General features: G+C 57.6%; 19 protein-coding genes. All 19 read right to left on the bottom strand.

Translation table 11 applies throughout. From position 1 onward, the window contains the following. A partial coding sequence (locus VHE58_08410; protein ID HVS27302.1) for a pilin occupies positions 1-138 on the bottom strand: 138 nt, incomplete at its 3' end. A 177-nt stretch (positions 139-315) separates the two neighbouring features. Further along, entirely contained in the window at positions 316-1,953 is a 1,638-nt protein-coding gene (locus VHE58_08415; GenBank protein HVS27303.1) for an HD domain-containing phosphohydrolase, read from the bottom strand. 31 nt (positions 1,954-1,984) lie between these two features. Beyond that, on the bottom strand, positions 1,985-4,360 hold the full coding sequence (locus tag VHE58_08420) for an ATPase, T2SS/T4P/T4SS family (protein HVS27304.1): 2,376 nt from the start codon (positions 4,358-4,360) through the stop codon (positions 1,985-1,987). A gap of 36 nt (positions 4,361-4,396) precedes the next feature. Next, positions 4,397-5,161: a 3',5'-cyclic-nucleotide phosphodiesterase gene (locus VHE58_08425; protein ID HVS27305.1), complete on the bottom strand. Its 765-nt coding sequence runs from the start codon at positions 5,159-5,161 to the stop codon at positions 4,397-4,399. Between the two features lie 94 nt (positions 5,162-5,255). After that, positions 5,256-7,499 carry an adenylate/guanylate cyclase domain-containing protein gene (locus VHE58_08430; protein HVS27306.1) on the bottom strand — a complete coding sequence of 748 codons (2,244 nt, stop codon included), beginning with the start codon at positions 7,497-7,499 and terminating at the stop codon, positions 5,256-5,258. A gap of 222 nt (positions 7,500-7,721) precedes the next feature. Continuing rightward, complete coding sequence (locus tag VHE58_08435; GenBank protein HVS27307.1) at positions 7,722-8,657, bottom strand: FHA domain-containing protein; 936 nt, start codon at positions 8,655-8,657, stop codon at positions 7,722-7,724. Between the two features lie 16 nt (positions 8,658-8,673). Continuing rightward, the gene (locus tag VHE58_08440) at positions 8,674-9,498 is read right to left on the bottom strand and encodes a Stp1/IreP family PP2C-type Ser/Thr phosphatase (protein ID HVS27308.1); all 825 of its coding nucleotides are present in this window, start codon (positions 9,496-9,498) and stop codon (positions 8,674-8,676) included. 10 nt (positions 9,499-9,508) lie between these two features. After that, positions 9,509-10,282 carry a CHASE2 domain-containing protein gene (locus VHE58_08445; GenBank protein HVS27309.1) on the bottom strand — a complete coding sequence of 258 codons (774 nt, stop codon included), beginning with the start codon at positions 10,280-10,282 and terminating at the stop codon, positions 9,509-9,511. Between the two features lie 228 nt (positions 10,283-10,510). Next, positions 10,511-10,663, bottom strand: a complete 153-nt coding sequence (locus VHE58_08450) for a hypothetical protein (protein ID HVS27310.1) — start codon at positions 10,661-10,663, stop codon at positions 10,511-10,513. Positions 10,664-10,710: 47 nt separating this feature from the next. Next, positions 10,711-12,240, bottom strand: coding sequence for a tripartite tricarboxylate transporter permease (locus VHE58_08455; protein ID HVS27311.1), 1,530 nt, complete (start codon positions 12,238-12,240; stop codon positions 10,711-10,713). Positions 12,241-12,255: 15 nt separating this feature from the next. Next, entirely contained in the window at positions 12,256-12,726 is a 471-nt protein-coding gene (locus VHE58_08460) for a tripartite tricarboxylate transporter TctB family protein (GenBank protein ID HVS27312.1), read from the bottom strand. 114 nt (positions 12,727-12,840) lie between these two features. Beyond that, complete coding sequence (locus VHE58_08465) at positions 12,841-13,815, bottom strand: tripartite tricarboxylate transporter substrate-binding protein (protein HVS27313.1); 975 nt, start codon at positions 13,813-13,815, stop codon at positions 12,841-12,843. Positions 13,816-13,999: 184 nt separating this feature from the next. Beyond that, on the bottom strand, positions 14,000-14,425 hold the full coding sequence (locus VHE58_08470) for a universal stress protein (GenBank protein HVS27314.1): 426 nt from the start codon (positions 14,423-14,425) through the stop codon (positions 14,000-14,002). 54 nt (positions 14,426-14,479) lie between these two features. Beyond that, positions 14,480-15,262, bottom strand: coding sequence for a TerC family protein (locus tag VHE58_08475; protein HVS27315.1), 783 nt, complete (start codon positions 15,260-15,262; stop codon positions 14,480-14,482). Between the two features lie 141 nt (positions 15,263-15,403). Continuing rightward, on the bottom strand, positions 15,404-17,080 hold the full coding sequence (locus VHE58_08480; GenBank protein HVS27316.1) for a formate--tetrahydrofolate ligase: 1,677 nt from the start codon (positions 17,078-17,080) through the stop codon (positions 15,404-15,406). A 141-nt stretch (positions 17,081-17,221) separates the two neighbouring features. Then, on the bottom strand, positions 17,222-20,020 hold the full coding sequence (fdhF, locus tag VHE58_08485; protein ID HVS27317.1) for a formate dehydrogenase subunit alpha: 2,799 nt from the start codon (positions 20,018-20,020) through the stop codon (positions 17,222-17,224). A gap of 19 nt (positions 20,021-20,039) precedes the next feature. Continuing rightward, positions 20,040-21,728: an NAD(P)H-dependent oxidoreductase subunit E gene (locus VHE58_08490; protein ID HVS27318.1), complete on the bottom strand. Its 1,689-nt coding sequence runs from the start codon at positions 21,726-21,728 to the stop codon at positions 20,040-20,042. 297 nt (positions 21,729-22,025) lie between these two features. After that, positions 22,026-22,901, bottom strand: coding sequence for a succinate--CoA ligase subunit alpha (gene sucD, locus VHE58_08495; protein ID HVS27319.1), 876 nt, complete (start codon positions 22,899-22,901; stop codon positions 22,026-22,028). A 106-nt stretch (positions 22,902-23,007) separates the two neighbouring features. After that, the gene (sucC, locus tag VHE58_08500; protein HVS27320.1) at positions 23,008-24,174 is read right to left on the bottom strand and encodes an ADP-forming succinate--CoA ligase subunit beta; all 1,167 of its coding nucleotides are present in this window, start codon (positions 24,172-24,174) and stop codon (positions 23,008-23,010) included. Between the last annotated feature and the right edge of the window lie 2 nt (positions 24,175-24,176).

Below are 24,176 nucleotides of genomic sequence, written 5' to 3' on the forward strand. Positions count from 1 at the left end.
CAGTTCCACCGCTTCAGCGACCTGGGCACGCGCGGTATAATCCTGGTAGGCTGGAATCGCCACCGCCGCCAAAATACCAATGATCGCTACCACGATCATCAGCTCAATCAAGGTAAAGCCTTTTTGCAGGTGTTTCATAAAAATAGCTCCTATTAAGAATTTACGACTAAAACACGACAACTTGTTGCAGTCATAACTAGAGCAAATCGCATGCCAGGCTGTCAGGCCTGAAAAGCCTTTATGTCCAAATACGGTACGGGGCCGGTGTTGGCAAGATCGGGCAGAAACTACCGATTTATGTCAGCTGAAGGCGCGTCATGCAGCGCTAAGTGGCATGTGGCCGGGGATTTTCGACTCATCCACTTCGTCGATCTGTGCCGGGTCGAGAAACTGTCGGGCGTACTCGAGATAGACTTTTTCCCGCACGAACACCTCGAAGAGATCCGAGTCAATGTGGCCGTCGAGCCTGAGCCTGCCCAGGATATTGAGCGATTCGGTAAGCGTCTTGCCCACCTTGTACGGCCGGTCCTTGGCGGTGAGCGCCTCGAAAATATCGGCAATGCCCATGATGCGCGCCTGCATCGACAGGTGCTCGCGCTTTAGGCCACGCGGATAACCCTTGCCATCCACGCGCTCGTGGTGGCCGCCGGCGTATTCCGGCACCTTGCGCAAGTGCTTCGGCCACGGCAGCGCTTCTAGCATCTTGATGGTGACCACCACATGGTTATTGATGATCTCGCGCTCTTTCGCGGTCAACGTGCCTCTGGCAATACTCAGGTTTTCCACTTCGTCATCGGTGAGGAAATTCGCCTGCTTGCCATCAATGCCAGCCCAGGAATAGGCAGCGATCTTTCTTACTCGTTGCAGCAGCTCCTCATTCATGAATTCCCCACCGATATTGGTTTTGCGCAGGAATTCGCGGTCTTGGTCCAGCTGCTTGATGCGGCTGCGGTATCCGGTCTCGAGTTTGGTGATCGCATCACGATCTTTTCCTGCCTGCTGTTTTGCCTTCAGCAACTCGATTTCGGCATCCCGCTTGAGCACCTCGAAGCGCGTGTCTATCAGGTTGATGCGGTCGTAAATGGTCTCCAGCTTGGTGGCTTTGTCCACCACGTGCACCGGCGTCGTCACCTTTCCGCAGTCGTGCAAAAGCCCCGCAATCTTGAGCTCGTAGTGGTCTTTTTCGCTCATGTGAAAACTCTTGAGCGGACCGGTCTCGGTTTTGTTGACAGCACCCGCAATCATCATGGTCAGCACCGGAACCCGCGCGCAATGGCCGCTGGTATAGGGCGATTTCTCGTCGATCGCGGTGTTGATGAGCCCGATAAAGGATTCAAACAGGTTCTCCAGCTGGCTGATCAGCAGGCGGTTGGTGAGCGCGATCGCAGCCTGCGAAGCCAGCGACTCGGCCAGCTGCTGATCGGTCGCGGAAAAAGCGATGATCTCGCCGCTCGCCCGGTCCTTGGCATTGATAAGCTGCAGCACGCCGATGATCTCGTTCTCATGATTCTTCATCGGGATGGTAAGAAACGATTTCGAGCGGTATCCGGTTTTCTTGTCGAAATTCTTGGTGCCGGTGAAATCGAAGCCCTGCTCGGAATAGGCGTCGGCGATGTTGACGGTTTGGTCATGCAGCACTGCATAAGCCACCACCATCGAATTGTTGGGTTTGCCGGCACCGTCGTAGAGCGCGACCGGGTAGAAAGGAATTTCCAGCCCGGTGGTGCCGCCCATGGTGATGTTGAGAGAATCGGTGCGGATGATCTCAAACTTGAGATTGCGCTCGTCCACCATCCGGTACAGCGTGCCGCCATCGGCGTTGACGATATTCTTCGCTGCGATCAGGATGTTCTCCAGCAGGCGGTTGATGTCCTTTTCCTTGGACAAGGATACGCCGACGCGGTTTAGCTCTTCCAGCCGCTGCAGCAAATCATCAGAAGTCAACACTTTCACCCTCTGCCGTTCCTCCGTAAAATCCAGGGCGTTACTTGATGCAAACCGCCCTGACCTGGTGAATATCGGTGATGCCCTGCAGCACTTTTTCGATGCCGTCCTGCTTGAGGGTGCGCATGTCTTCGTTGAGCGCCGTCGCCAGCACTTCCGCCACCCGGGCATGTTCCTGGATGTGCTTCTTGATGGGATCGGTGCCGACCAAGAGTTCGTGCAAGCCGACCCGGCCCTTATAGCCGGTGTCGTTGCACACCTCGCAACCCACCGCCTGATAAAGGGTAAACTGCCCCTTGTCATTGCCAAAGGATTTGACCCACTCCTTGTAAACCAGCTCGTACGCGCCTTTCGGGTCTTTCTTCCACTGTTCGGTATTCCTGAGCTCCTCGCAGTATCCGGTGAGCAGGGCTTTCAATTCGTCCTGATCAGGAACGTAGTCCCGCTTGCATTTGGAGCAGAGCTGCTTGGCCAGGCGCTGCGCCAGCACTCCCAGCAGCGCGTCGGCGAAGTTGAACGGGTCCATGCCCATGTCCAGCAGCCGGACGATGGACTCCGGCGCACTGTTGGTGTGCAAGGTGGCAAACACCAGGTGGCCGGTTAACGACGCCTCGATGCCGATGGAGACAGTTTCCTTGTCGCGCATCTCGCCGACCATTATGATGTCCGGATCGGCGCGCAAAAAAGCCCTCATCGCCGTGGCGAAGTTGAGCCCTGCCTTGGGATTCATTTGCACCTGGCGCAGGCCTTTCTGGGTGATTTCCACCGGGTCTTCCGCGGTCCAGATCTTGGTTTCCGGGGTGTTGAGATAGCCCAGCACCGAGTGCAGCGTGGTGGTCTTGCCGGAACCGGTCGGGCCGCACACAAAGAACAACCCATAGGGTTTGATGATGCAGTCCTTCAAGTTTTTCTGGTTGCGCTCGCTTAAACCGAGTTTTTCCAGCGGAATCGGCTCGCCTGCGGCGAGTATCCGCATCACCACATCCTCCACTCCACCCTGCGAGGGGATGGTCGCGACCCGCAGCTCGATGTCGAGCGGACCAAATTTCTTGAATTTGATCTTGCCGTCCTGCGGCTTGCGCTTTTCCGAGATGTCCAGGTCGCACATGATTTTGATTCGCGCGATCAGGGCGTTGCGGTAGCTCGGCGGAACTTCGATGTAAGGCACCAGCGTGCCGTCCTTGCGGAAACGGACGAGCGTCTTGTGTTTGCCCGGATAAGGCTCGACATGAATATCGGACGCGCCCTGGTTGTAGGCATCAACGATGATTTTGTTGACGAGCTTGACCAGTTCGTTGTCCTCCGCGGCAGAGGCCTCATCCATTGAGGCGCTTTCTCCGCCGCCTTCGCTTCCCTCATCCATGCCCGAAAGCAGATCGCCTATCGAGGTCGGATCCATGCCACCGGCGCCGTAAAACGCATCCAGCGTGCTGATGAACTCGCGATTGGTGCACACCTTGTAAATCAGCTTGTGCTTGGGAAAAACATTGTTCGCCACCCGCGAACCCTTGACGCGCTCCGGATCGGTCGTGAGTATCACCAGCCCCTGTGGCGTTTCATCAATCGGCACCCACTGGCTGCTTTGAGCGAAATCGCGTTTCATGTTCTTGAGCAAGTCTGCGGGCTTCATCCGGTCGGGCTTGAACGGCTCGTACGGCACCTGGAAGAATTTCGACAGGGACTGCCCCAGCGAAGGCAGCTTCACCTGAAACTCGTCGATGAGCACATCTTCAATGTCTATGCTTTTCCTGCGCGCCGAACGGGTTGCGAGTTCGAATTCTTCCGCCGAAATCACCGCGTCCGCGACCAGGTAATCGTACTTGGTGCGCACCCTATGCAGCGGCTGCTGGCGCTGCTTGAGGGCAATGGCAAGCGTCTCGGAAATCAGCGTCACACCCTCTTCCATCACCGGTGGAAACGGCACACCCGCCTTATTGTTGATGATCTGCACCACGCCGATGAGATCGTTGCTGCCGACGTCCATCACCGGCGTCACCAGCATCTGCTTGGTGCGATAGCCGGTACGCTTGTCTACCTCCTTGAGGAAGTTCAAATGCGGGCTCAACGTCTTCAGCTCGCTGTCGTCGTAAACATCCTTGATGTTGACCCGCTTTTTGGCCAGCGCCACATAACCCGCAATGCTTCGCTCGGATACCGGCAGCTTCAGATCCTTGAACGAATTAAGGCCGGTTTTCACCTTGGAGACGATGTACGTTTTGTCTTCGCTCATGGTGTAGATAGTGAGACGGTCGGCGTTGAACAGGGAACAAATGTCCTGGCTCACCTCCAGCATGATTTCGTCGATATTGCTGGTGGCGTGAATCTTGTTAGTCGCCGCCTGCAGTTTTCGAGTGAAATTCAGCTTCTCGGTGAGAACGTCCTGGGTTGTCGGTTTTGCTTGAAATACCGTACTCATGGCTCAAACCTCATTTCTTCACGGCGCGATATCCGCCTAAAACTTAAAAACCTGATTGTTTTTCAGCATCTTAGGATTGTACTTGCCCGCGTATTCTTCGACCTCGCGCATGATGAGCTCGATTTCGCCGGGTTTCAAATGGGTGATGAAAATCTGCGTCGGGCGGTGCAGCTTCGCCAACTCCTCCGTCAGCATGCTCGGACACAGATGCTTGGAAGCGATCGCTAAATCTTGCTCGCGGTTGCAAAACGCGGTCTCGATAATCAAGTAGCGCAGGTTTTTTATCTTGTTCACCGCCTCCCACAACTCGTCATTGGTGGTGGTATCGCCGGTAAACACCAAGCTGCCCTTGCCGCTGTTCAAGTGAAAACCCACCGCTGGCACCGTGTGATTGGCGGGCAACGGCGTGATCTTGCGACCCTTCATCTCAATGGTTTTGCCTACAAAGATGCTTTGGTAACGCAGGTAGGGTTTTTCCGGGCTGGGAATATGGGTAAAATCCGGCCAGATTTTCCAGTTGAAGATATTCTGCCTGATGATTTCCAGCGTGGCCTGCGTCGCGTGCACCGCGATCGGCTTGCTGCGCATGCAGCCCACCGTGTCCACCAGAAACGGGATCATGGCTACATGATCCAGATGTGAATGTGAGACAAACACATGATCAATACGGGAAAGCTGCTTGATGCTGAGATCGCCCACGCCGGTGCCGGCATCGATCAGGATGTCGTTGTCGAGCAGCATCGAGGTGGTATGCAACTGCCCGCCTATGCCGCCACTGCAACCCAATATTTTAAGTTTCATGAACTGTTTTACCGTATCCTGGCAAGCTGGGTGACTTTCGCTGATTTTAGCCCCGCTCCGCCAACTAATCTACTCTAGGTTCCCTCATTTGGTTTCAAACACCCAAACGCCGTTCCAGGCGGGCGGCGGGCGCGGAGCCATTTGATGCGCTCCACAACAGTTCGTAGAGTGTGGCATTTGAACCTATTTTCTGCAGATTGATGAGCTGCAGTTCCGCCATGTCCCAGTTCTGTGCACGATAAAGCTTCAGCGCTTGCTGGGCCAGATTCAGTTCATCCAGCACGGCCTTGTCCACCTGCCCTTCCAGGCCGAGTGGCTGGTAAATGCTTACCGGGTCATCCTTGCCTTTCACCCTTACCCGATCGAGCTCGCGGTAAACGATGCCGGGAACCGCGTTCTTGGTCATTTCGCTCAGAATGATCCACGCGCCGTATTCCTTGCACAGGCCTTCCAGCCTTGAGCCCAGGTTCACCGAATCGCCCATCACGGTGTAGGCCTTGCGCACCACCGAACCCATGTCCCCCACCACCATGATGCCGGTGTTGATGCCGACCCCGATGCGGATTTCAGGCCAGCCGCGCAGCTTGAACTGCTCACGCAATCGCTGGGCCGTTTGCTGCATTTCCAGCGCGGTAATCACCGCGTGGCGCGCATGCTCCGGATCGTTCACCGGCGCGCCCCAGAACGCCATGATGGCATCGCCGATGTATTTGTCCAGCGTGCCGAGATGCGAGCGGATGACGCGGGTCATCGAGGTGAGATATTCATTAATGAAGGCCGTGAGTTCTTTCGGCTCCAGGCCCTCGGAAATCGAGGTGAAGTTGCGCACATCGGAAAACAATACGGTGAGCTCCTGGCTTCTGCCTTCCATGCTGTAGCGTTCCGGGTCTTTGCTCATCTCGTCCACCAGTTCCGGCGGCACGTACTGGCCGAACAGCTCGGTGAATTGCCGCTTGCTGCGCGTTTCCACGAAATAGCCGTAGGACATGTTGAGGGCGAACAGCGACAGGATCAGCAACAGCCCGCTCGCCATCGGCAGCACGAGGTTGCCGTAATGCCAGACAATGACGTTGGTAGTGACCACAAAAATCAGCACGCAAAGGGTGAAAATCAGCGAGCGCAGCGGGTTCAACAGCGGCATCAAGACCGCCAGTGCCACGCCGGTCAACAGCAGCAACACCACTTCAACGCCCAGCACATAGGGCGGCCTTTGCTTGATGTTGCCGTCGAGCATGCCGGCAATGAGATTCGCGTGGATTTCCACACCCGGATACACCCCGGCCACCGGCGTCGAGCGCAAGTCTTTGAGCCCAGGGGCGGTAGTGCCGACCAGGACGATCTTGTCCTTCAAGGCGGCGTTGTCCACCCGGTCATTTAGCACATCAGTCGCGGAAATGTATTTGAAGCTCCCCTGCGGGCCGCGGTAGGGCACGAGCGCCGCGACGTTCTCGTCCACGGGTATCCGGATCGGACCGATCCGGATGTCTTCGAGACCGGAATAGTCCGGGCTCCAAATTTTTTCCACGGGGTAGTCGGGCTCGACCTTGGGGTTGCCGTGCAGCACGCGCAGCACCGCGAGCGAGAGCGGCTCGTAGTACGCACCTTTGTTTTCGGAGAGCATCGTCACGCGCCGGTTCACCCCGTCGAAATCGGTCAGGGGGTTGAACATTCCGGCGCCGGCAGCGGCAGTCTGCAATTCTGCCAAGTTCGCGCCGTAGCCGTTCCACGAGACAAAATTAATCCTTTTACCCGTGAACGTACCGGCGGGCAGCACTGGCGGCGGCAGGCTGTTCACCGCCGCGTATTTGCCGGCGACTTCATCGTTGGAAAAATAAAAACCGAGGATGACCGGGTGTTTTTTCAGGCTGGCGGCGAAAATCCGGTCGTATTCAAGCTGCGGCTTGAACTGTGCCAGAGCATTCTGAAACTGTAGAACGTCCTTTAACTGCTTCTGCGCGAGATTCTCGAGCACCTTAAGGCCCGAGCTTTCGTCCCGCTCGGCGAACACCACGTCAAAGCCCGCCACTGCGGCACCGTAGCGGTCGAACAGCTTGTCAACGAGGAGTGCCAGACGATCGCGCCGCCATGGCCAGCGGCCTTCCTCGGCCAGGCTTTTTTCGTCGATGTCAATAATCACGATGCGCTCCTCCACCGTGCGCGGCATGGTGAGCCTGAGCCGTGCATCATAAATGATGGCATCAAGCTGGTCGATAAACTTAAGCTCAAAAGTGAAATCCCCGATCTTCGGCCTCGCCGTGTAGCCGAGGAAGCGCAGCGTGAGCGCTAGCCCGATGCCGATGCGCACCCCGTGCTTTTTCAGATTCGGGTTTAAATTCACGCCGCTCCCTTTCCAGCCATGGAAAAGAGGGCTTGTGAATCGCTACAATCAGGAAGGGATGGCAAACAGACCCGAGAGTGGGCGCAGAAACGAACGAGTGAACGCTTCATCCGCCAGCCCGACTTTTCGCCAGCGCGGGTTTCTGCGATTGCGTTGCACCCCGCGCTGCACTGTCCTGCCGTGCTGCGCTCATCCGCCCCCCTCTATTCAGGTTTTGGCAGCTCAGGCGGTTTTGTAAAAGAATTCCATTTTCACGCCCCCCAGTTCGATGATGTTGTGGTCATTGAGGGGGTGCGCCTGAGCATCCAGAGTCTTGCCATTTACCACGGGAAACGATACACCTTCCACATGGGTGATGAAATACCCCTGCGGCCGGCGTGTAATCACCGCCACCTGCACCCCCGGCTTGCCCAAGGTGGTGAGACTCTTGGTCAAATCCAGCTCCTTGCCCGCGCTCGGGCCGGTGAGAATCTGAATCGTGGCAAGCTGGACCGGTTTGGACGGCGTTGCGGGTGCGGCGGCGGGCGCAGGCTTGAACTCGGGCGCGGGTTTCAGCGGCTCAACCGGCTTGGCGGCGGCAGGCGCAGGTTTTGGCTCCGCCAGTTTGAGTTCGGCGGGCTTGGCTTCGACCGGTTTGGCTTCTGCGGGTTTGGGGTCGGCAGACTTGGATTCTGCCGGCTTGGCCTCGGGCGCGGTAGGTTTGGTTTCCTTTGCTTCTGGAGCCTTGGCCGCGCCGGGGACGGTATCCAGTGCTTGCTGCTGGGTGGCCTGCAAGTTTGCCGGCGCCGGCATCGGCTCCGGTGCCTTGGGCTTGGCCGGGGCACGAATCACCATGGTCTTTTCATAATCCTCAGCCGATGCCTGGGCGGATTGCTCGTTCACGTATTTGAGCTTGTACTTGGCGAGCTCAATCACATCGTTGCTCTGGAGGAAATGCTTCTTGACCAGATTGCCGTTGACCAGCGTGCCGTTGGTGCTGCCGAGATCCTCGAGGAACGAGTCGTTGAGTATGGTGACGATGACCGCATGTTCGCCGCTGACCGCCAAATTGTCGATCTGGACGTCATTACTCGGCTTGCGGCCTATGGTCGTGCGCTCCTTGGCAAGAGGAATCTCCTTCAACACTAAGCCGTCCATACTGAGAATCAACTTCGCCATAATCTCCCGCCTTCTCTTACTTAAACCATGATATTAATTTGTTCAACCAGTCGGCTTTGGCCGGGAAATCACGCAAGACCCGTACCAGAATCACCGACACATTATCGCGCCCGCCGTTGTCGTTGGCTATTTGCACCAGCTGCTGCGAGGCGAGCGGTAGATTCGCCTGCAGGCCCATCAACGCCAGATGCAGTTCTTCGTCCTCCACCATGTCGCTCAAGCCGTCCGAACATAGCAAGTAAATATCGCCCGGCAGCGCTTCGTAAGTATGAATCTCCGGTTCGACTTCGGGGTCGATCCCCAGGGCGCGCGTCACCAGGTTCTTGTTCTGCGACAGCTTCGCCATTTCCTCGGTAATCATGCCGGAGTCAATTTGTTCCTGCAACAGCGAATGATCCCGTGTGATCTGCTTGAATTCTTCTCCGCGCAGGCGGTACAGCCGCGAATCGCCGATGTGCGCCACGCTTACGCGATTATCATAAAACAGCCCTGCCACCAGCGTGGTGCCCATGCCCGCATACAGCGGTTGGCTTTTTGCCGCCTGGTAAATCGAGGTGTTGGCGCCGGCGATGTGCTCTTTCAACATTTTCACCGCCATCGGCTCGCCGCTCGCCGGCTCGATCTGCCCCGGATCCGTCGTCTGCAGCGCCTGTCTAAGCGTGGCGCCGAGCATAGCGGTGGCAATCCCGCTGGCCACTTCACCGGCATTATACCCTCCCATGCCGTCGGCGAGGATAACAAATCCGCTTGCGTCATCCGCCGCGATACTGTCCTCGTTGAGCATGCGCACCATTCCGGGATCGGTGGCCGTCGCGACTTCCAGCGCCTTGCTCAAATTCATGCGCACTCTCTCAGATCGTGATGTCCACGGTTTCCCAGCTTGCCATGCATTGCTTGAGCGCTTGCGCCATTTCCGCGCCGGTCTGGTAGCGTTCCTCGGCGTTTTTCGCCAGCGCATTCTTGCCGAATTCGGCAAGCGGAATCAGCGCCGAGGTCGTGGGGTCAGGCAGCAAACCATCGAACACCGCGGCGACTTTACCCTCGACGTTGGAAAGCCCGTTCTTCTCTACGAATTCCGGCAGCGGCTGGTCCGGCTTGCCGCGCGGCTCGCCGAGTTGGAACAGCATGGCAAGCAGCACGTTGTTCGCCTGCGCAATGCTCTCGCTAAGCTTAAGGTCGCTGTTCAAGTTCTGCTCCGCTTCTTTGAGCAGCGTCTCGATTTGCGACACCTCCTGTTGTACCGAGGGATCGGTATTGTTTTTTATGCCGGAATTGGCGAGGACCTGGTTGAGTTTGCTGATGTAGACGAGGCCGGGGTCGATCTGCGGCTCGGAAAAAAATACCGTGTTGCCGATCACCTTGGCTTTGGCGGAAGCCAGGAGATCGATCATCTTCGCGTGCACTTCGCGCGACCACGGCCAGCGGCCGATGTTGGCGATACTCTGGTCGTCAATCGCAATCACCGCCACTTTGTCGCTGGGGCTGCGCGAGGACGCCTGGACAGCGAGGTCATAGGCCTTGCGCTCCAGGCTTTGGATAAGATCGCTGCCGCTGGCGAAAATCAGCACGATCGCAACAATGAGCCCGAGGAACCAGTCAGCCTTCCAAAATGCGGTTTTTCTCATCCCTGAACTCCTTATTATTTTTATATTGTAGGCAAGCTTTTAAGTTTTAGTTTACACATTTTACGATATTCATTTGTAAAGTATACGTTTTTTTGCATCGTAAAGCGCGACCACTAAACGATAAAATTTAAAGAAATCAAACATTAATCCGGCACTAAACGGCAATCAAGCTCTGCCGTGAGTTGTGTTAAACCATGCACCTGTTGCGCCCCGGTGCAAGTACTATATTTAGTCGCTCAACAAGAGAGCGCTCACCCGCATTTCTCCGGCGATGTGGCGAGCCGCGAGCGCAATCGCCACCGCATTGTCGCCGGAAACCCAGAGCCGGCTGAAAAAACACGGGAAGATCTGGAAACGAAAAAGCCGGGGGTTTTTCACCACCCGGCTTCGCCGGTGACAGGTTTCTTTAAACCGTCAATCCATGCTCGCTAGGTAATTCCGCCGGCTTTCCCCGCAGCGCGGATTTTGCGCCACAACATCGAAATCAGGGGCCAGAACAATAGGAATAGAGACAGCCCTGTGAGACTGCCGACCAGGCCGTTCGAAAAGAACACAGTCATGTCGCCCTGCGATCCCTTGATGGCGTTGCGGAAGTTCTCCTCGGCGCGATCGCCGAGCACCAGCGCCAGCACTAGGGGCGCGAGCGGGTAATCCAGCTTCTTGAACACATAGCCGAGCACGCCAAACACCACCATTAGGTAGACGTCGAACATCGAGTTATGCACGGTGTAGGCGCCGATGGCGCAGATCACCATGATCACCGGCGCGATGATCGAGAACGGAATGCGCAAAATCGCCGCGAACAGCGGCACACAGGTAAGCACCACCAGCAACCCGGCGATGTTGCCGATGTACATGCTGGCGATGAGGCCCCAGACGAAGTCCTTCTGCTCAATGAACAGCAGCGGCCCCGGTTGCAGGCCCCAAATCAGCAGTCCGCCCAGCAGCACCGCAGCGGTCGGAGAGCCGGGTACGCCGAGCGTGATCATCGGCAGCAGCGCCGAGGTGCCGGCGGCATGGGCCGCCGTCTCTGGCGCCACCACGCCCTCGATCTTGCCGGTGCCGAACTCGTGGCCGTCCTTCGAGAACCGCTTCGCCAAGCCATAGCTCATGAACGAGGCGGGGGTGGCGCCGCCCGGTACGATTCCCATGAGACAGCCGACGATGCACGAACGCAGGCTGGTGACCCAGTACTTCGGCAGCTCTTTCCAGGTCTGGAACACAACCTTTGGATTGAGTTTTGCGCTGGTGCCCTTGAATGCAAGCCCTTCCTCGAGCGTGAGCAGTATCTCGCCGATGCCGAACAGCCCGATGACCGCGATCAGGAAGTCGAATCCCTTGAGCAGGTCGGTGAAGCCGAAGGTCAGGCGCAACTGGCCTGTGACACTGTCCAGGCCGACAGCGGCGAGCGCGAAACCGATCATCATTGAGGCGATAGTTTTGAACGCATTCCCCCCGCTCATGCCGACGAAGGCGCAGAAGGTCAGCAAATAGACCGAGAAATATTCCGGCGGCCCGAAAGCGAGCGCGAACTTCGCCACCAACGGCGATAGGAACGTGATCACGATCACGGCGAACAGTGCACCGACGAATGACGAGGTAAATGCCGCAGTCAGCGCGTTTCCGGCCCTGCCATGCTGCCCCAGCGGATAGCCGTCGAACGTTGTGGCGACCGACCACGGCTCGCCCGGAATGTTGAACAATATCGAGGTGATGGCGCCGCCGAACAGCGCCCCCCAGTAGATGCACGATAGCAGGATAATTGCCGAAGTGGTGCCGCCGGGCTGCTGCGCCATGGTGAACGTGAGAGGCAGCAGGATGGCGACGCCGTTGGCGCCGCCCAGGCCGGGAAGCACGCCGATGATGATGCCCAGTACCACGCCGATCAGCATCAGCATCAGGTTAAACGGGGACAGCGCGACCCCGAAGCCGTGCATCAGCGCAGTAATTTCTTCCACCGTGTCTCGATCCAGCTAGTTCAGACCGAGCGCGGCTTCAAGCGGACCCTTGGGCAGGGGCAACCTGAACCACGTCTCGAAAATCAGAAAGAAGGCCACGCTCACCCCCAACGACACCGGCACGATCTTCACCCAGGAATACTTGCCCAGCCACCACATGAAATAGGCGATGTAGAGGGTCGAGGCCAGGTACAGGCCAAGGTAGCGGACTAGGCCGACATAAACGATGGTCGGCACCAGCACCACCATGACCAGCTTGAGCTGCTCTCGCGAGACAAACGACTTTGATCCGCCCGCCCGGTCGCGCAGAGCGAGCACTAGGTTTACCGCGCTGGAGACGCAAATGAGCAGGCCGATGTAAAACGGGAAGTATCCGGTCTGCGGGCCGCTATTCCCCCAACCCGCGCCGAGTCGGAAGCTGTCGTAGACCACCAATGCGCCGAACAGCAGCACGATGGCCGCCACCCAGACCTCTACGGTTTTCACGGATCCAGCTGACCGGTTGTTATCGTTTTCCATGGCCGATTTCCAAACCGCACTCCCGACCAAGAGGGCCGGTAGTGGGCAAAACAACGCTTTGGATAAAAGCGTTTTGTTAACTTATTGGGCGAGGAAACCCGCTTCTTTCATCAGTTGATAGTGGCGCTTCTCTTCCTGCGTCACCCAGGCCTTGTAGTCGTCTCCCTGCAGCGCCGTCTGGTTGAAGGCACCCTGTTCCATGAAATTCTTCCATTCCGGCGTGGCGCGCACTTTTTTCAGCATATCGACGTAGAAGTTGCGCTGCTCCTCGGTGACACCGCCCGCCATGAAGATGCCGCGCAGCATCAGGTATTCGACATCGAGGCCTGAACTCTTGCAAGTAGGTATGTCGTACCAGGACATGGTTTCCGTGATCTTGTTTTTGTACGGCATGCGCTGGTTGTCGAATACACACAACGGCCGCAGCTTGCCGCCGCGCCATTGAGCGACCGCTTCGATGGGATTATTGACTGTGGAATCCACGTGCTTGCCGACCAGTTGCACCGCTACCTCGCCGCCGCCCTTGTAGGAGATGTAGGTGAACTTGGCGCCGGTCTGCTTCTCTACCGCCACGGTGATGATCTCGTCCTCCTGCTTCGAGCCGGTGCCGCCCATCTTGAACTTGCCGGGGCCGGCGGCCTTGACCGCCTCTATGTATTCCTTGGCTGTCTTATAGGGCGTATCGGCGTTCACCCACAGCACGAACTGATCGAGCGCCATCATCGAGACAGGAGTGAGGTCCTTCCAGTTGAACGGAACACCGGTCGCAAGCGGCGTGGTGAACAAGTTGGACAGCGTGATGATGATCTTATGCGGGTCGCCCTTGCTGTCTTTAACATCCAGGAACCCTTCCGCTCCGGCGCCGCCGCCCTTGTTGATCACCACCATGGACTCCTTCATCAGGCCGTACTTCTTGACGATGCCGTCAATCATCCGCGCCATCTGGTCGGCACCGCCGCCCGTACCCGCCGGCACGATAAACTCGACAGTCTTTGTCGGCTCCCAGGCCACTGCGGGCATGGCCAAGGCCATGGCGCAGCCAATGAATACCGTCATTGCGAATTGTTTAAAACCCATCTTCATGTTTGATCTCCTTTTGGTGAGCAGGGATATTCCATTAATTTTTAAACGCGTTTTTACGGGAACAGTTTACATCTTTATGAGAGTAGCTCCCATAATACATCATCAGATTAAAACTCTTAACTTCCGTCAATAATCGGCGAAGGCGCCCATTCCGCGATCACTTCACCAGCAGTACCGGCAAATCCGTCAGGTGGATCACCTTGGTGGCGACAGACCCCAGGAGCAGGCCGGATACCGAACCCAGGCCGCGTGTGCCCATGAAGATCTGGACAACCCCCTTTTCCTTCGCATACTTGCAGATGACCTCGGCCTCGTCGCCTATCCCGATATGGTAGTGGTACTTGATGCCCGCGGCATCGAGTTTCTTGCGCGCGTCCGCCAAGGCGGCGAGCCCTTGCTCCCGGTGGTACTGCTGCACCTGGTCGTGCCCGAGATGGGAGGCCACATGCGCGGGAAACGGGTGCTGGACGTTGAGCAGGTGTATTTCCACCCCGTCCTTGTACCAACCGAACTTCTTGATCAGTTGGTCAACCGCACGGCTCGAGGATTCCGAACCGTCCACCGGCACAAGCATTTTCAACATCCGCATCGCTCCCGATAATTTATTCAGATCTTGAGGCCGACAGCGCTCGCAGGGTCAATGCGGCGCCTTGGTCTTTTGTTCCTCGACCGCCAGGTCCACCATGCCTTCTTCCTTCGCCGCCCGCTTCCCTATCCACTTGCCAACCGCGACGATGATGGCTGCGCCGATCAGCCCGGCACCCGACAGTTCGAGCTTGGCGCCGAGTATCGAAAAAACTTCGATGTCAATCATCCAGTGGGCGTTGGCCGTGAACCACTCGACCACGACCAGGTCGGTCACCAACATTTCGCCGGCCACATAGCCGATCAGCGCCGCCCCGATCGTGACGATCACCGGGAAGCGCCCCATGAGTTTCATCAGAATGGTCGCGCCGAAGACCACCAGCGGGATGCTGATCGCCAGCCCGAGGATCAACAGCACGATGCTGCCTTTGGCCACCGCCGCCACGGCGACCACGTTGTCCAGACTCATCACCAGATCGGCGATGAGGATGGTCTTGATCGCCGCCCACAGATTGTCGCTCGATTCGACGTCGCCTTCGCCGCCGTCCTCGGGCACCAGCAATTTGACCGCGATCCACAGCAACAGTGCGCCGCCGATCAACTTGAGCCAGGGCAGCTTGAGCAATTCGACCGCGACAATGGTGAGGATGATCCGCAGTACCACCGCCGCGCCGGCGCCCCAGATCACCGCCTGTGTCTGCTGGCGTGCGGGCAGCGAGCGCGCCGCGAGCGCGATCACCACCGCGTTGTCCCCCGACAGGATGATGTTGACCCAGATGATGGCCAGCAACCCGGTCCAGAACGCGGCGGTCTGCAGCTCGTTCAGGAATTCCATGATTCGCGTTTCCTCCTCGATTTCCAGCTGCCTCTAGACTAGCTCTGCGCTGGCACGCTTGACCGGCGAGCCGCTCGTCGCCGCCACGTAAGGAAAGAGCCGGTGGGTCCCGCCCGCACTGACGCGAAGAATTATACTGGATCAGAACAACCCTACCACTTTGCCATCATCATCAAGATCGATTTTCTCCGCGGAAGGCACCTTGGGCAGTCCCGGCATGGTCATGATGTCGCCGCAAATCATCACCACGAATTCAGCACCGGCAGCGAGACGGACTTCCCGGACATTGACGGTGTACCCGGTCGGCGCGCCGCGTACGCTAGCGTCCGCAGAGAACGAGTACTGTGTCTTCGCCACGCAGATCGGGTAGTGCCCGTAGCCATCCTCCTGCAGCTTCTTGATCTGCGCACGCACCTTGGCGTCCGCCGCGATGTCCGCCGCGCCGTAAATCTTGGTGGCAATCGCCTTCATCTTGTCCCACAGCGGCAGCGAGTCATCGTAGATATACTTGAAGTCGGTGGGGACGTTATCGATGAGATTGACCACGGTGCGCGCCAGCTCCTCGGCGCCCTTGCCGCCGTCGGCCCAGTGCGTGGCGAGGATCACCGGCGCCTCGTGGTGCGCCATCTTCTGTTTGAGCAGCTCGATCTCGGCCAGCGTATCGAAATTGAAGCGGTTGATCGACACCACGCACGGCAACCCATAGTGATTGCGCACGTTGTTGACATGCCGCTCGAGATTGGCGATGCCCTTCTCCAGCGCCGCCAGGTTTTCCTTGTTGAAGTCAGCGCGATCTACCCCGCCGTGGTACTTGAGGGCGCGGATGGTGGCGACGATCACCACCGCATCGGGTCTAAGCCCCGCCTTGCGGCACTTGATGTCGATGAACTTTTCCGCTCCGAGGTCGGCGCCGAACCCGGCTTCGGTCACCACGTAATCGGCGAGCTTGAGCGCGGTCCTGGTGGCGATCACCGAGTTGCAGCCGTGGGCGATGTTGGCGAACGGGCCGCCATGGATGAACGCCGGATTGTTCTCCAGCGTCTGCACCAGATTGGGCTTTAGCGCGTCCTTAAGCAGCACCGTCATCGCGCCATGGGCATTGAGCTCGCGCGCCCTGACCGGCTTCTGCTCGCGCGTATAGCCGACCACGATGTTGCCCAAGCGGTTTTTCAGGTCCTTCAGCGAAGTGGCAAGGCAGAATATCGCCATCACTTCGGAAGCCACCACAATGTCAAATCCGTCCTGGCGCGGGTAACCGTTGGCCGTACCCCCCAGCGAAATCACGATATCGCGCAGCGCGCGGTCATTCATGTCCACCACTCGCCGCCAAGTGATGCGCCGCACGTCCAGCCCCAGCGCGTTGCCGTGGTGGATGTGGTTGTCCACCATCGCCGCAAGCAGATTGTTGGCTAAACCAATCGCGTTGAAGTCGCCGGTGAAATGCAAATTGATATCCTCCATTGGCACCACTTGCGCGTAGCCGCCGCCCGCAGCGCCGCCTTTCATGCCAAACACCGGGCCGAGAGAAGGCTCACGCAGGCAAATCACCGCTTTTATGCCGATTCGATTCAAGGCATCGCCCAGCCCCACGGTAGTGGTAGTTTTGCCTTCGCCCGCGGGGGTGGGAGTAATGGCAGTCACCAGGATCAGCTTGCCGTCAGGCTTATTGGCGAGACTGTCAACAAAATCCAGGGAAAGCTTGGCCTTGTAGTGGCCATAAGGCTCGAGATGTTCTTCGTCTATCCCGAGTTTTCCCTTTGCCAGTTGGGTAATGCGCTGCATCCTGGCTTTTTGAGCGATTTCGATGTCCGTCAGCATGTATCTACCCTTTCTTTGAAAAACGGTTTTCCTCCCTAATCCGCTTATGATTAAGACGGCTTGCAGGGCATGTTCTGGTTTACCCGGTAAGCCGGGTTGCAATGGCGGGAATGGCTCAACCCGGGTCGAATTACTGGCGAATTATATGGCGAGCACTTGTCCGCCACCAAAACTTGCGTGCTCGGGCTTCCTCCCACCACGTTTTACTCTGACCGCACAGTACTTGAATTCTGGTATTTTGCCGACAGGGTCGAGCGCCGGATTGGTCAGCAGATTCGCCGCTGCCTCGTAGAAGCAGAAGGGAATAAACACCACGCCGCGCGGCGTGCCGTCGTCGGCGCGCGCATAGAGCGAAATTTCCCCGCGCCGGGATTCCACGGTAATCACTTCCCCCGGTTGCACGCTGATGGCATCCAAATCCAAAGGATGGAGTGAAGCCACCGGTTCGGGCTCAATCGCATCGAGCACGCCAGCGCGGCGGGTCATGCTGCCGGTATGCCAGTGCTCAAGCTGCCGCCCGGTAATCAGCACCAGAGGATAATCCCGGTCCGGCCGCTCGTTGGCGGGAATGATATCCGCCGGCACAAACCGCCCGCGGCCGTTTGCTGTCGGGAAGCGGTCGGTAAATACTACCGGCTCGCCGGGATCGCCTTCGTGCTCGCACGGATAAGTTACCGAGCTATCACGCTCAAGCCGTTCCCAGGTAATCCCCGCGATCGAAGACATCGCCTTGCGCATTTCATTGAACACGTCCTTCGGCCCCGGGTAATTCCAGTTGAGCCCCATGCGCCGCGCGATTTCCTGGATGATCCATAGATCGTGTTTTGCCTCGCCCGGAAGATCCAGCGCCTGCCGGCCGAGCTGCACCATACGGTCGGTGTTGGTGACCGTGCCGGTTTTCTCCGGCCACGCCGAAGCCGGCAGGATGACGTCGGCGAGGTACGCAGTTTCAGTGAGGAAAAGGTCCTGCACCACCAGCCACTCGAGTTCGGCCAGCGCTTCGCGCGCATGCCTGAGATCAGGGTCGGACATGGCGGGGTTCTCACCCATGATGTACATGCCACGGATTTGCCCGGCGTGCACCGCGTTCATGATTTCCACCACCGTGAGGCCCGGCTTGGGATCGAGTTTGGTACCCCACAGTTTCTCGAATGCGGCGCGCACGCTTGCGTTGTCCACAGGCTGATAATCGGGATATACCATCGGAATCAGCCCGGAGTCGGAGGCGCCCTGCACATTGTTCTGCCCACGCAAGGGATGCAGCCCGGTGCCCGGACGCCCCACCTGGCCGGTGAGCAGTGAGAGCGCGATCAGGCAACGCGCATTGTCGGTGCCGTGCACATGCTGCGAAATGCCCATGCCCCAGAAGATCATCGATCCTTTCGAGGTAGCGTAAAGCCTTGCCACCTCTTTGATCGTTGCGGCGGGAACACCGCAAATCGGCGCCATAGCTTCAGGGCTGTAGCCTTCAACGTTTTTCTTCAGTTCCTCGTAACCGCTGGTGCGGTTCTTGATGAACTCCTCGTTCACCAGCCCTTCACGCACGATGGTGTGCATCATGGCATTCAACAGCGCCACGTCGGTGTCGGGTTTGAACTGCAGGAAGTAAGCCGCGTGACGCGCGAGTTCCGAGCCGCGCGGATCGGCAACGATGAGCTTCACGCCCTTTTTCACCGCATTCTTGATCCAGGTGGCCGCCACCGGATGGTTCACTGTCGGATTGGCCCCGATCACGAACACCACTTCCGCTTTCAGAACGTCGCTGACCTGGTTCGACACCGCGCCCGAGCCAATGCCTTCGAGCAGCGCCGCCACACTGGAGGCGTGGCACAGGCGCGTGCAGTGGTCCACATTATTGCTGCCGAAGCCGGTGCGCACCAGCTTCTGGAACAGATATGCTTCTTCGTTCGAGCCCTTGGCCGAACCGAAGCCGGCAAGCGCCTGCGGGCCTTGGGCATCGCGGATTTTTTTCAAATTGCCTGTTGCGAGCTCCAGCGCCTCCTCCCAACTCGCTTCACGGAAGACTTTCAGCACGTCTTCCGGATCCATCACGAAATTGGCGGACTTGGGAAAACCCGGCCGGCGAATCAGCGGCTTGGTGAGTCGCTGTTTATGACTTACGTAATCGAAACCGTAACGGCCTTTCACGCACAGCCGGCCGTGATTGGCCGGGCCGTCGCGCCCTTGCACGTAAAGAATCTTGTTGTCCTTGACATGGTAGGTGAGCTGGCAACCGACACCGCAGTAGGGACAAACCGAATCCACGGTCTTGTCCGGCTTGAGCATGCCCACGCCCCGGGCGGGCATAAGCGCGCCGGTGGGACAGGCTTGCACGCATTCTCCGCATGCCACGCAGGTGCTGATGCCCATCGGGTCATCGAGGTCAAATACGATCTTGGAATGCTCGCCGCGGAACGCGTAGCCGATGACATCGTTGACCTGCTCTTCGCGGCAGGCACGCAGGCAGCGTGTGCACTGGATGCAGGCGTCGAGATTCACCGCAATGGCGGGGTGCGAAACATCGGCGGCCGGTTGCTGCCGCGGGCTGAAGCGCGGTTTTCCGACCTTGAGTTTTTTCGCCCACAGATCGAGCTCGGAATTCAGGGTATAGGATGTTTCCGACATGTCGGAGAGCAAAAGCTCGAACACCATCTTTTGCGACGCGCGTGCACGTTCGTTGTCGGAAAACACCTCCATGCCGCTCTTCGGATTACGGCAGCAGGAAGGCGCCAATATTCGCTCACCCTTAATTTCCACCATGCATGCGCGGCAGTTGCCGTCAGGGCGCATGCCTTTCTGGTAACAGAGATGCGGGATTTCCACGCCATGGCGCTTGGCGATTTCAATCAGGATTTCGTTGCTGTAGCCGCTGACGGTTTTGCCGTTCAGCTTGAACACCACCACTTCCGGTTTGACGGCCTGCTCCATCGGCGCATTCATGGGTTTCTCCTGCCGCCTGTCACACGATTTCGTTCGGAAAGTATTTCATCACGCAGCGCACCGGGTTGGGCGCCGCCTGCCCCAAGCCGCAAATCGAGGCGTCAGCCATGGCTACTGAGAGTTCTTCGAGCAGCGCCTGGTTCCATTTTGGCGCGTTCATGAGCTTCAACGCCTTGACGGTGCCGACACGGCAGGGTGTGCATTGTCCGCACGATTCTTCGGAAAAAAATTTCATAAGGTTGCGCGCCGCGGCCGCAGCGCGGTCCTTGTCTGACAAAATAATCACCGCCGCCGAGCCGATAAAGCAACCATACTCGTTAAAAGTATCGAAATCCATCGGAATATTGCCCATGGACGCCGGCAGAATGCCGCCCGATGCGCCGCCCGGAAGATAAGCATAAAATTCATGGCCGGGCAGCATTCCGCCGCAATATTCGTCTATCAGCTCGCGCACAGTGATGCCGGCAGGCGCGAGATGCACGCCGGGTTTTTGCACGCGCCCGGATACCGAGAACGAGCGCAAACCCTTGCGGCCGTGGCGGCCGTGCGAGGAAAACCACTCCGCGCCCTTTTCCAGAATGTCGCGCACCCAATAAAGCGTTTCCATGTTGTGCTCAAGCGTTGGCCTGCCAAATAAGCCCACTTGGGCGACATAGGGCGGACGCAGCCGCGGCATGCCGCGCTTGCCTTCTATAGATTCAATCATCGCCGATTCTTCGCCGCAGATGTAGGCGCCGGCACCGCGCCGCAAATGCATTTTAGGCAGTTGGCACGGAGGATTTGCAGTTAAGCTGGCGAGCTCTTTGGTGAGAATCTCGCGGCAGCCGGCGTATTCATCGCGCAGATAAATGTAGATTTCGTGAATCTCCACCGCCCACGCCGCAATCAGCATGCCTTCAAGGAAACGATGCGGATCGCGTTCCAGGTAATAGCGGTCTTTAAACGTGCCGGGCTCGCCTTCGTCAATGTTCACCGCCATGAAGCGCGGTGCGGGTTCGCCTCTCACGATGCGCCACTTGCGACCGGCGGGGAAGCCTGCGCCGCCCAGGCCGCGCAATCCTGAGTCTTCCATGATCTTGATCACCGATTCCACTTCGTGATCACCTTTTACGCAATCCAACAGCAACTGATAGCCGGCATGTTCGCGGTATTCTTCGTAGCCGATGTAGGAAGAGACCGGACATTTGCTTGCCTTGGCGTTAACCGCGGATTGCACCTGGCTTATGGTGGCGTGCGCCAGCGGATTTTGCCCTACCACCGCCACCGGCGCCTGCTCACAACGTCCAACGCAGGGCGCGGGTATTACTCTTACTTCGGAACCAAGGGTGCGCTTGAGTTCGGAGATCAACTGCTGCGCGCCGACCAATTCACAGGAAAGCGAATCGCACACGCGGACGGTCAACGCGGGCGGTGTGTTTTCTCCTTCCTTGACGACATCGAAATGATGATAAAACGTCGCGACCTCGTAAACTTCAGTGGTCGCGAGCCTCATCTCGGCAGCCAGCGCCACAATGTGACGGGACGAGATATGGCCGTAGCGGTCCTGGAATTTGTGCAAATGCTCGATCAGCAAATCGCGGCTACGCGATTCATTGCCGAGCAGCGCCTGTACTTCCGCCAGCGCGGCAGAATCGACGATACGACCCTTGGGCGTAGCGCGCACGCTGTGCTGTTTCGAGCGATTGCCTACGGGCTTATCTCCTGCCATCAACACTCCTCTCGATGCAAAACTTTGATTCCGCACCTAGTTTTCATGCCTACGTACTAGTTCAAGCTACATTGTCAAATTATACGAATATTTTTGTGCCTTGCAGCGACTTGCGGTAGCAGCAAGCAGAAACAGTTAATAAAACTATTACAAACTTAGAGCACTGCCTTGAGCAACTTTCCCATCTCGGCGGGATTGCGGGTAACTTTTATCCCACACCCCTCCATTACCATAAGCTTTTGGTTCCGGCATAACATTGCGCTTCGCGAAATGTTAGCCTCCACCGAAAGTTGACCTTTAGAGCACTGACTTCAGCAACTTTCCCATCTCGGCGGGATTGCGGGTAACTTTTATCCCACACCCCTCCATTACGGCCAACTTTTCCTGCGCGGTTCCTTTGCCTCCGGAAATGATGGCGCCTGTATGCCCCATGCGCTTTCCAGGCGGCGCGGTAACGCCGGCGATGAAACCGACCACCGGCTTGTGCATGTTGGCCTTGACCCAGCGCGCGCAGTCTTCTTCGTCGGTGCCGCCGATTTCCCCCACCATGACTACCGCGTCGGTATCCGGATCTTCATTGAACATCTTCATGACATCAATGTGCTTGAGGCCGTTCACCGGATCGCCGCCGATGCCGACACAAGTGGATTGCCCCAAGCCCTGCTCCATCAATTGGCCAACTGCTTCATAAGTCAGCGTGCCGGAGCGAGACACCACGCCGACGCGGCCCTTTTTATGAATGTGCCCCGGCATGATGCCGATCTTGATTTCATCCGGCGTGATCACGCCCGGGCAATTGGGGCCGATGAGAACGGTTTTCTTGCCGCGCATCCTGTAGCGGGTGCGAATCATGTCGCGCACCGGTATGCCTTCAGTGATGCAAATCACCAGATCGAGATCGGCTTCCACCGCTTCGTCTATCGCTACCGCGGCAAACGGCGGCGGAACATAAATGACAGAAACCATCGCCCCGGTTTTTTCCTTCGCTTCCTTGACGGTGGCATAGATCAGTATGCCCTCAAAATCCTCGCCGGGCTTCTTTGGATTCACCCCGGCAACAAAACAGTTTTTGCCGTTAGCATAGTCGCGGCACATGCGGGTGTGGAATTGCCCGGTCTTTCCGGTAATGCCTTGGGTCATCACTCTCGTGTTCTTGTTAATCAGGATTGCCATTTATTTACTTCCTTTGTGAAACAACGGGTGAAAAGTGAATCGCGCTGTGCGCGGTAAATGAGGTGAAATTGGTTTTGCCTTTCCACTCGTTCACTTGTTCACTCGTTCACTTTTTATTCGCGGCAGCCACAACTTTTTGCGCGGCATCCGCCATGTTGGTGCCGGAGATGATGGGCAATCCCGACTCGGCAAGGATTTTCTTGCCCACGTCCACATTGGTGCCTTCCAGCCGCACCACCAGCGGCACGTTAAGATGCGCCTGTTTCACAGCGGCGACGATGCCTTCGGCGATTACGTCGCATTTCATTATCCCGCCGAAGATGTTGACTAGAATCGCCTTCACTTTGGGATTTTTCAGCATAATCTTGAATGCTTCGGTGACTTTCTCGATGGTGGCGCCGCCGCCGACGTCGAGAAAGTTGGCGGGCGAGCCGCCGTAGAGCTTGGCAATATCCATGGTCGCCATCGCCAGTCCCGCGCCGTTCACCAGGCAACCGATATTGCCGTCAAGGGAAATGTAGGATAAATCATGTGTCGACGCCTCGATTTCCGCTGGATCTTCTTCATCAAGATCGCGCAGCGCCACGATCTCCGGATGTCGGTAGAGCGCGTTGCCGTCAAAATTCATTTTCGCATCCAGCGCCAGCACGCGGTTATCGCCGGCCAGGATCAACGGATTGATTTCTGCAAGGGAAGCATCAGTTTCGTCAAACGCCTTGTATAGCCCTTTGAAAAAATCGCGCGCCCGCGCCACAGCAGCTTCCGGAACGCCAATTTTGCGCGCTATCTCTTCAGCGTCTTTGTCGATTAGTCCCTGTATCGGGTCGATGAACACCTTATGGATTTTTTCCGGCATCTTGGCCGCGACTTCCTCGATTTCAGTGCCGCCTTCCGAGCTTGCCATCAGCACCACGCGTTGTGTACCGCGGTCCACCACCATGCCGACGTAGAGTTCTTTTCTGATGTCGGCCCCTTCTTCAATCAGCAGGCGCTTGACGAGGCGCCCCTCGGGCCCGGTCTGGTGTGTCACCAGACGCATGCCGAGAATCCGGCTCGCGTATTGTTTGACTTCATCGAACGACTTTGCCACTTTGACGCCGCCGCCTTTTCCCCGTCCGCCGGCGTGGATCTGTGCTTTTACCACCCAAACTTTGCCGCCAAGTTGCTGCGCCGCCTTTACCGCCTCGTCAACCGAAAAGCAGGCGATGCCGCGCGGCGTGGCGACGCCGTATTTCCTCAGGATTTCCTTTCCCTGATATTCGTGTATCTTCATTG

It is taken from the genome of Burkholderiales bacterium (assembly GCA_035543335.1).
In the GTDB taxonomy this organism is placed as follows: domain Bacteria; phylum Pseudomonadota; class Gammaproteobacteria; order Burkholderiales; family JAHFRG01; genus JAHFRG01.

What these genes read in the sequence shown, in the direction of transcription:
- VHE58_08465 (HVS27313.1), bottom strand. Translation starts at nt 13,815, where the DNA reads ATGACGGTATTCATTGGCTGCGCCATGGCCTTGGCCATGCCCGCAGTG.
- VHE58_08425 (HVS27305.1), bottom strand. Translation starts at nt 5,161, where the DNA reads ATGAAACTTAAAATATTGGGTTGCAGTGGCGGCATAGGCGGGCAGTTG.
- VHE58_08440 (HVS27308.1), bottom strand. Translation starts at nt 9,498, where the DNA reads ATGAATTTGAGCAAGGCGCTGGAAGTCGCGACGGCCACCGATCCCGGA.
- VHE58_08480 (HVS27316.1), bottom strand. Translation starts at nt 17,080, where the DNA reads ATGCTGACGGACATCGAAATCGCTCAAAAAGCCAGGATGCAGCGCATT.
- VHE58_08435 (HVS27307.1), bottom strand. Translation starts at nt 8,657, where the DNA reads ATGGCGAAGTTGATTCTCAGTATGGACGGCTTAGTGTTGAAGGAGATT.
- VHE58_08490 (HVS27318.1), bottom strand. Translation starts at nt 21,728, where the DNA reads ATGGCAGGAGATAAGCCCGTAGGCAATCGCTCGAAACAGCACAGCGTG.
- VHE58_08470 (HVS27314.1), bottom strand. Translation starts at nt 14,425, where the DNA reads ATGTTGAAAATGCTTGTGCCGGTGGACGGTTCGGAATCCTCGAGCCGT.
- fdhF (HVS27317.1), bottom strand. Translation starts at nt 20,020, where the DNA reads ATGAATGCGCCGATGGAGCAGGCCGTCAAACCGGAAGTGGTGGTGTTC.
- sucD (HVS27319.1), bottom strand. Translation starts at nt 22,901, where the DNA reads ATGGCAATCCTGATTAACAAGAACACGAGAGTGATGACCCAAGGCATT.
- sucC (HVS27320.1), bottom strand. Translation starts at nt 24,174, where the DNA reads ATGAAGATACACGAATATCAGGGAAAGGAAATCCTGAGGAAATACGGC.
- VHE58_08445 (HVS27309.1), bottom strand. Translation starts at nt 10,282, where the DNA reads ATGAGAAAAACCGCATTTTGGAAGGCTGACTGGTTCCTCGGGCTCATT.
- VHE58_08420 (HVS27304.1), bottom strand. Translation starts at nt 4,360, where the DNA reads ATGAGTACGGTATTTCAAGCAAAACCGACAACCCAGGACGTTCTCACC.
- VHE58_08475 (HVS27315.1), bottom strand. Translation starts at nt 15,262, where the DNA reads ATGGAATTCCTGAACGAGCTGCAGACCGCCGCGTTCTGGACCGGGTTG.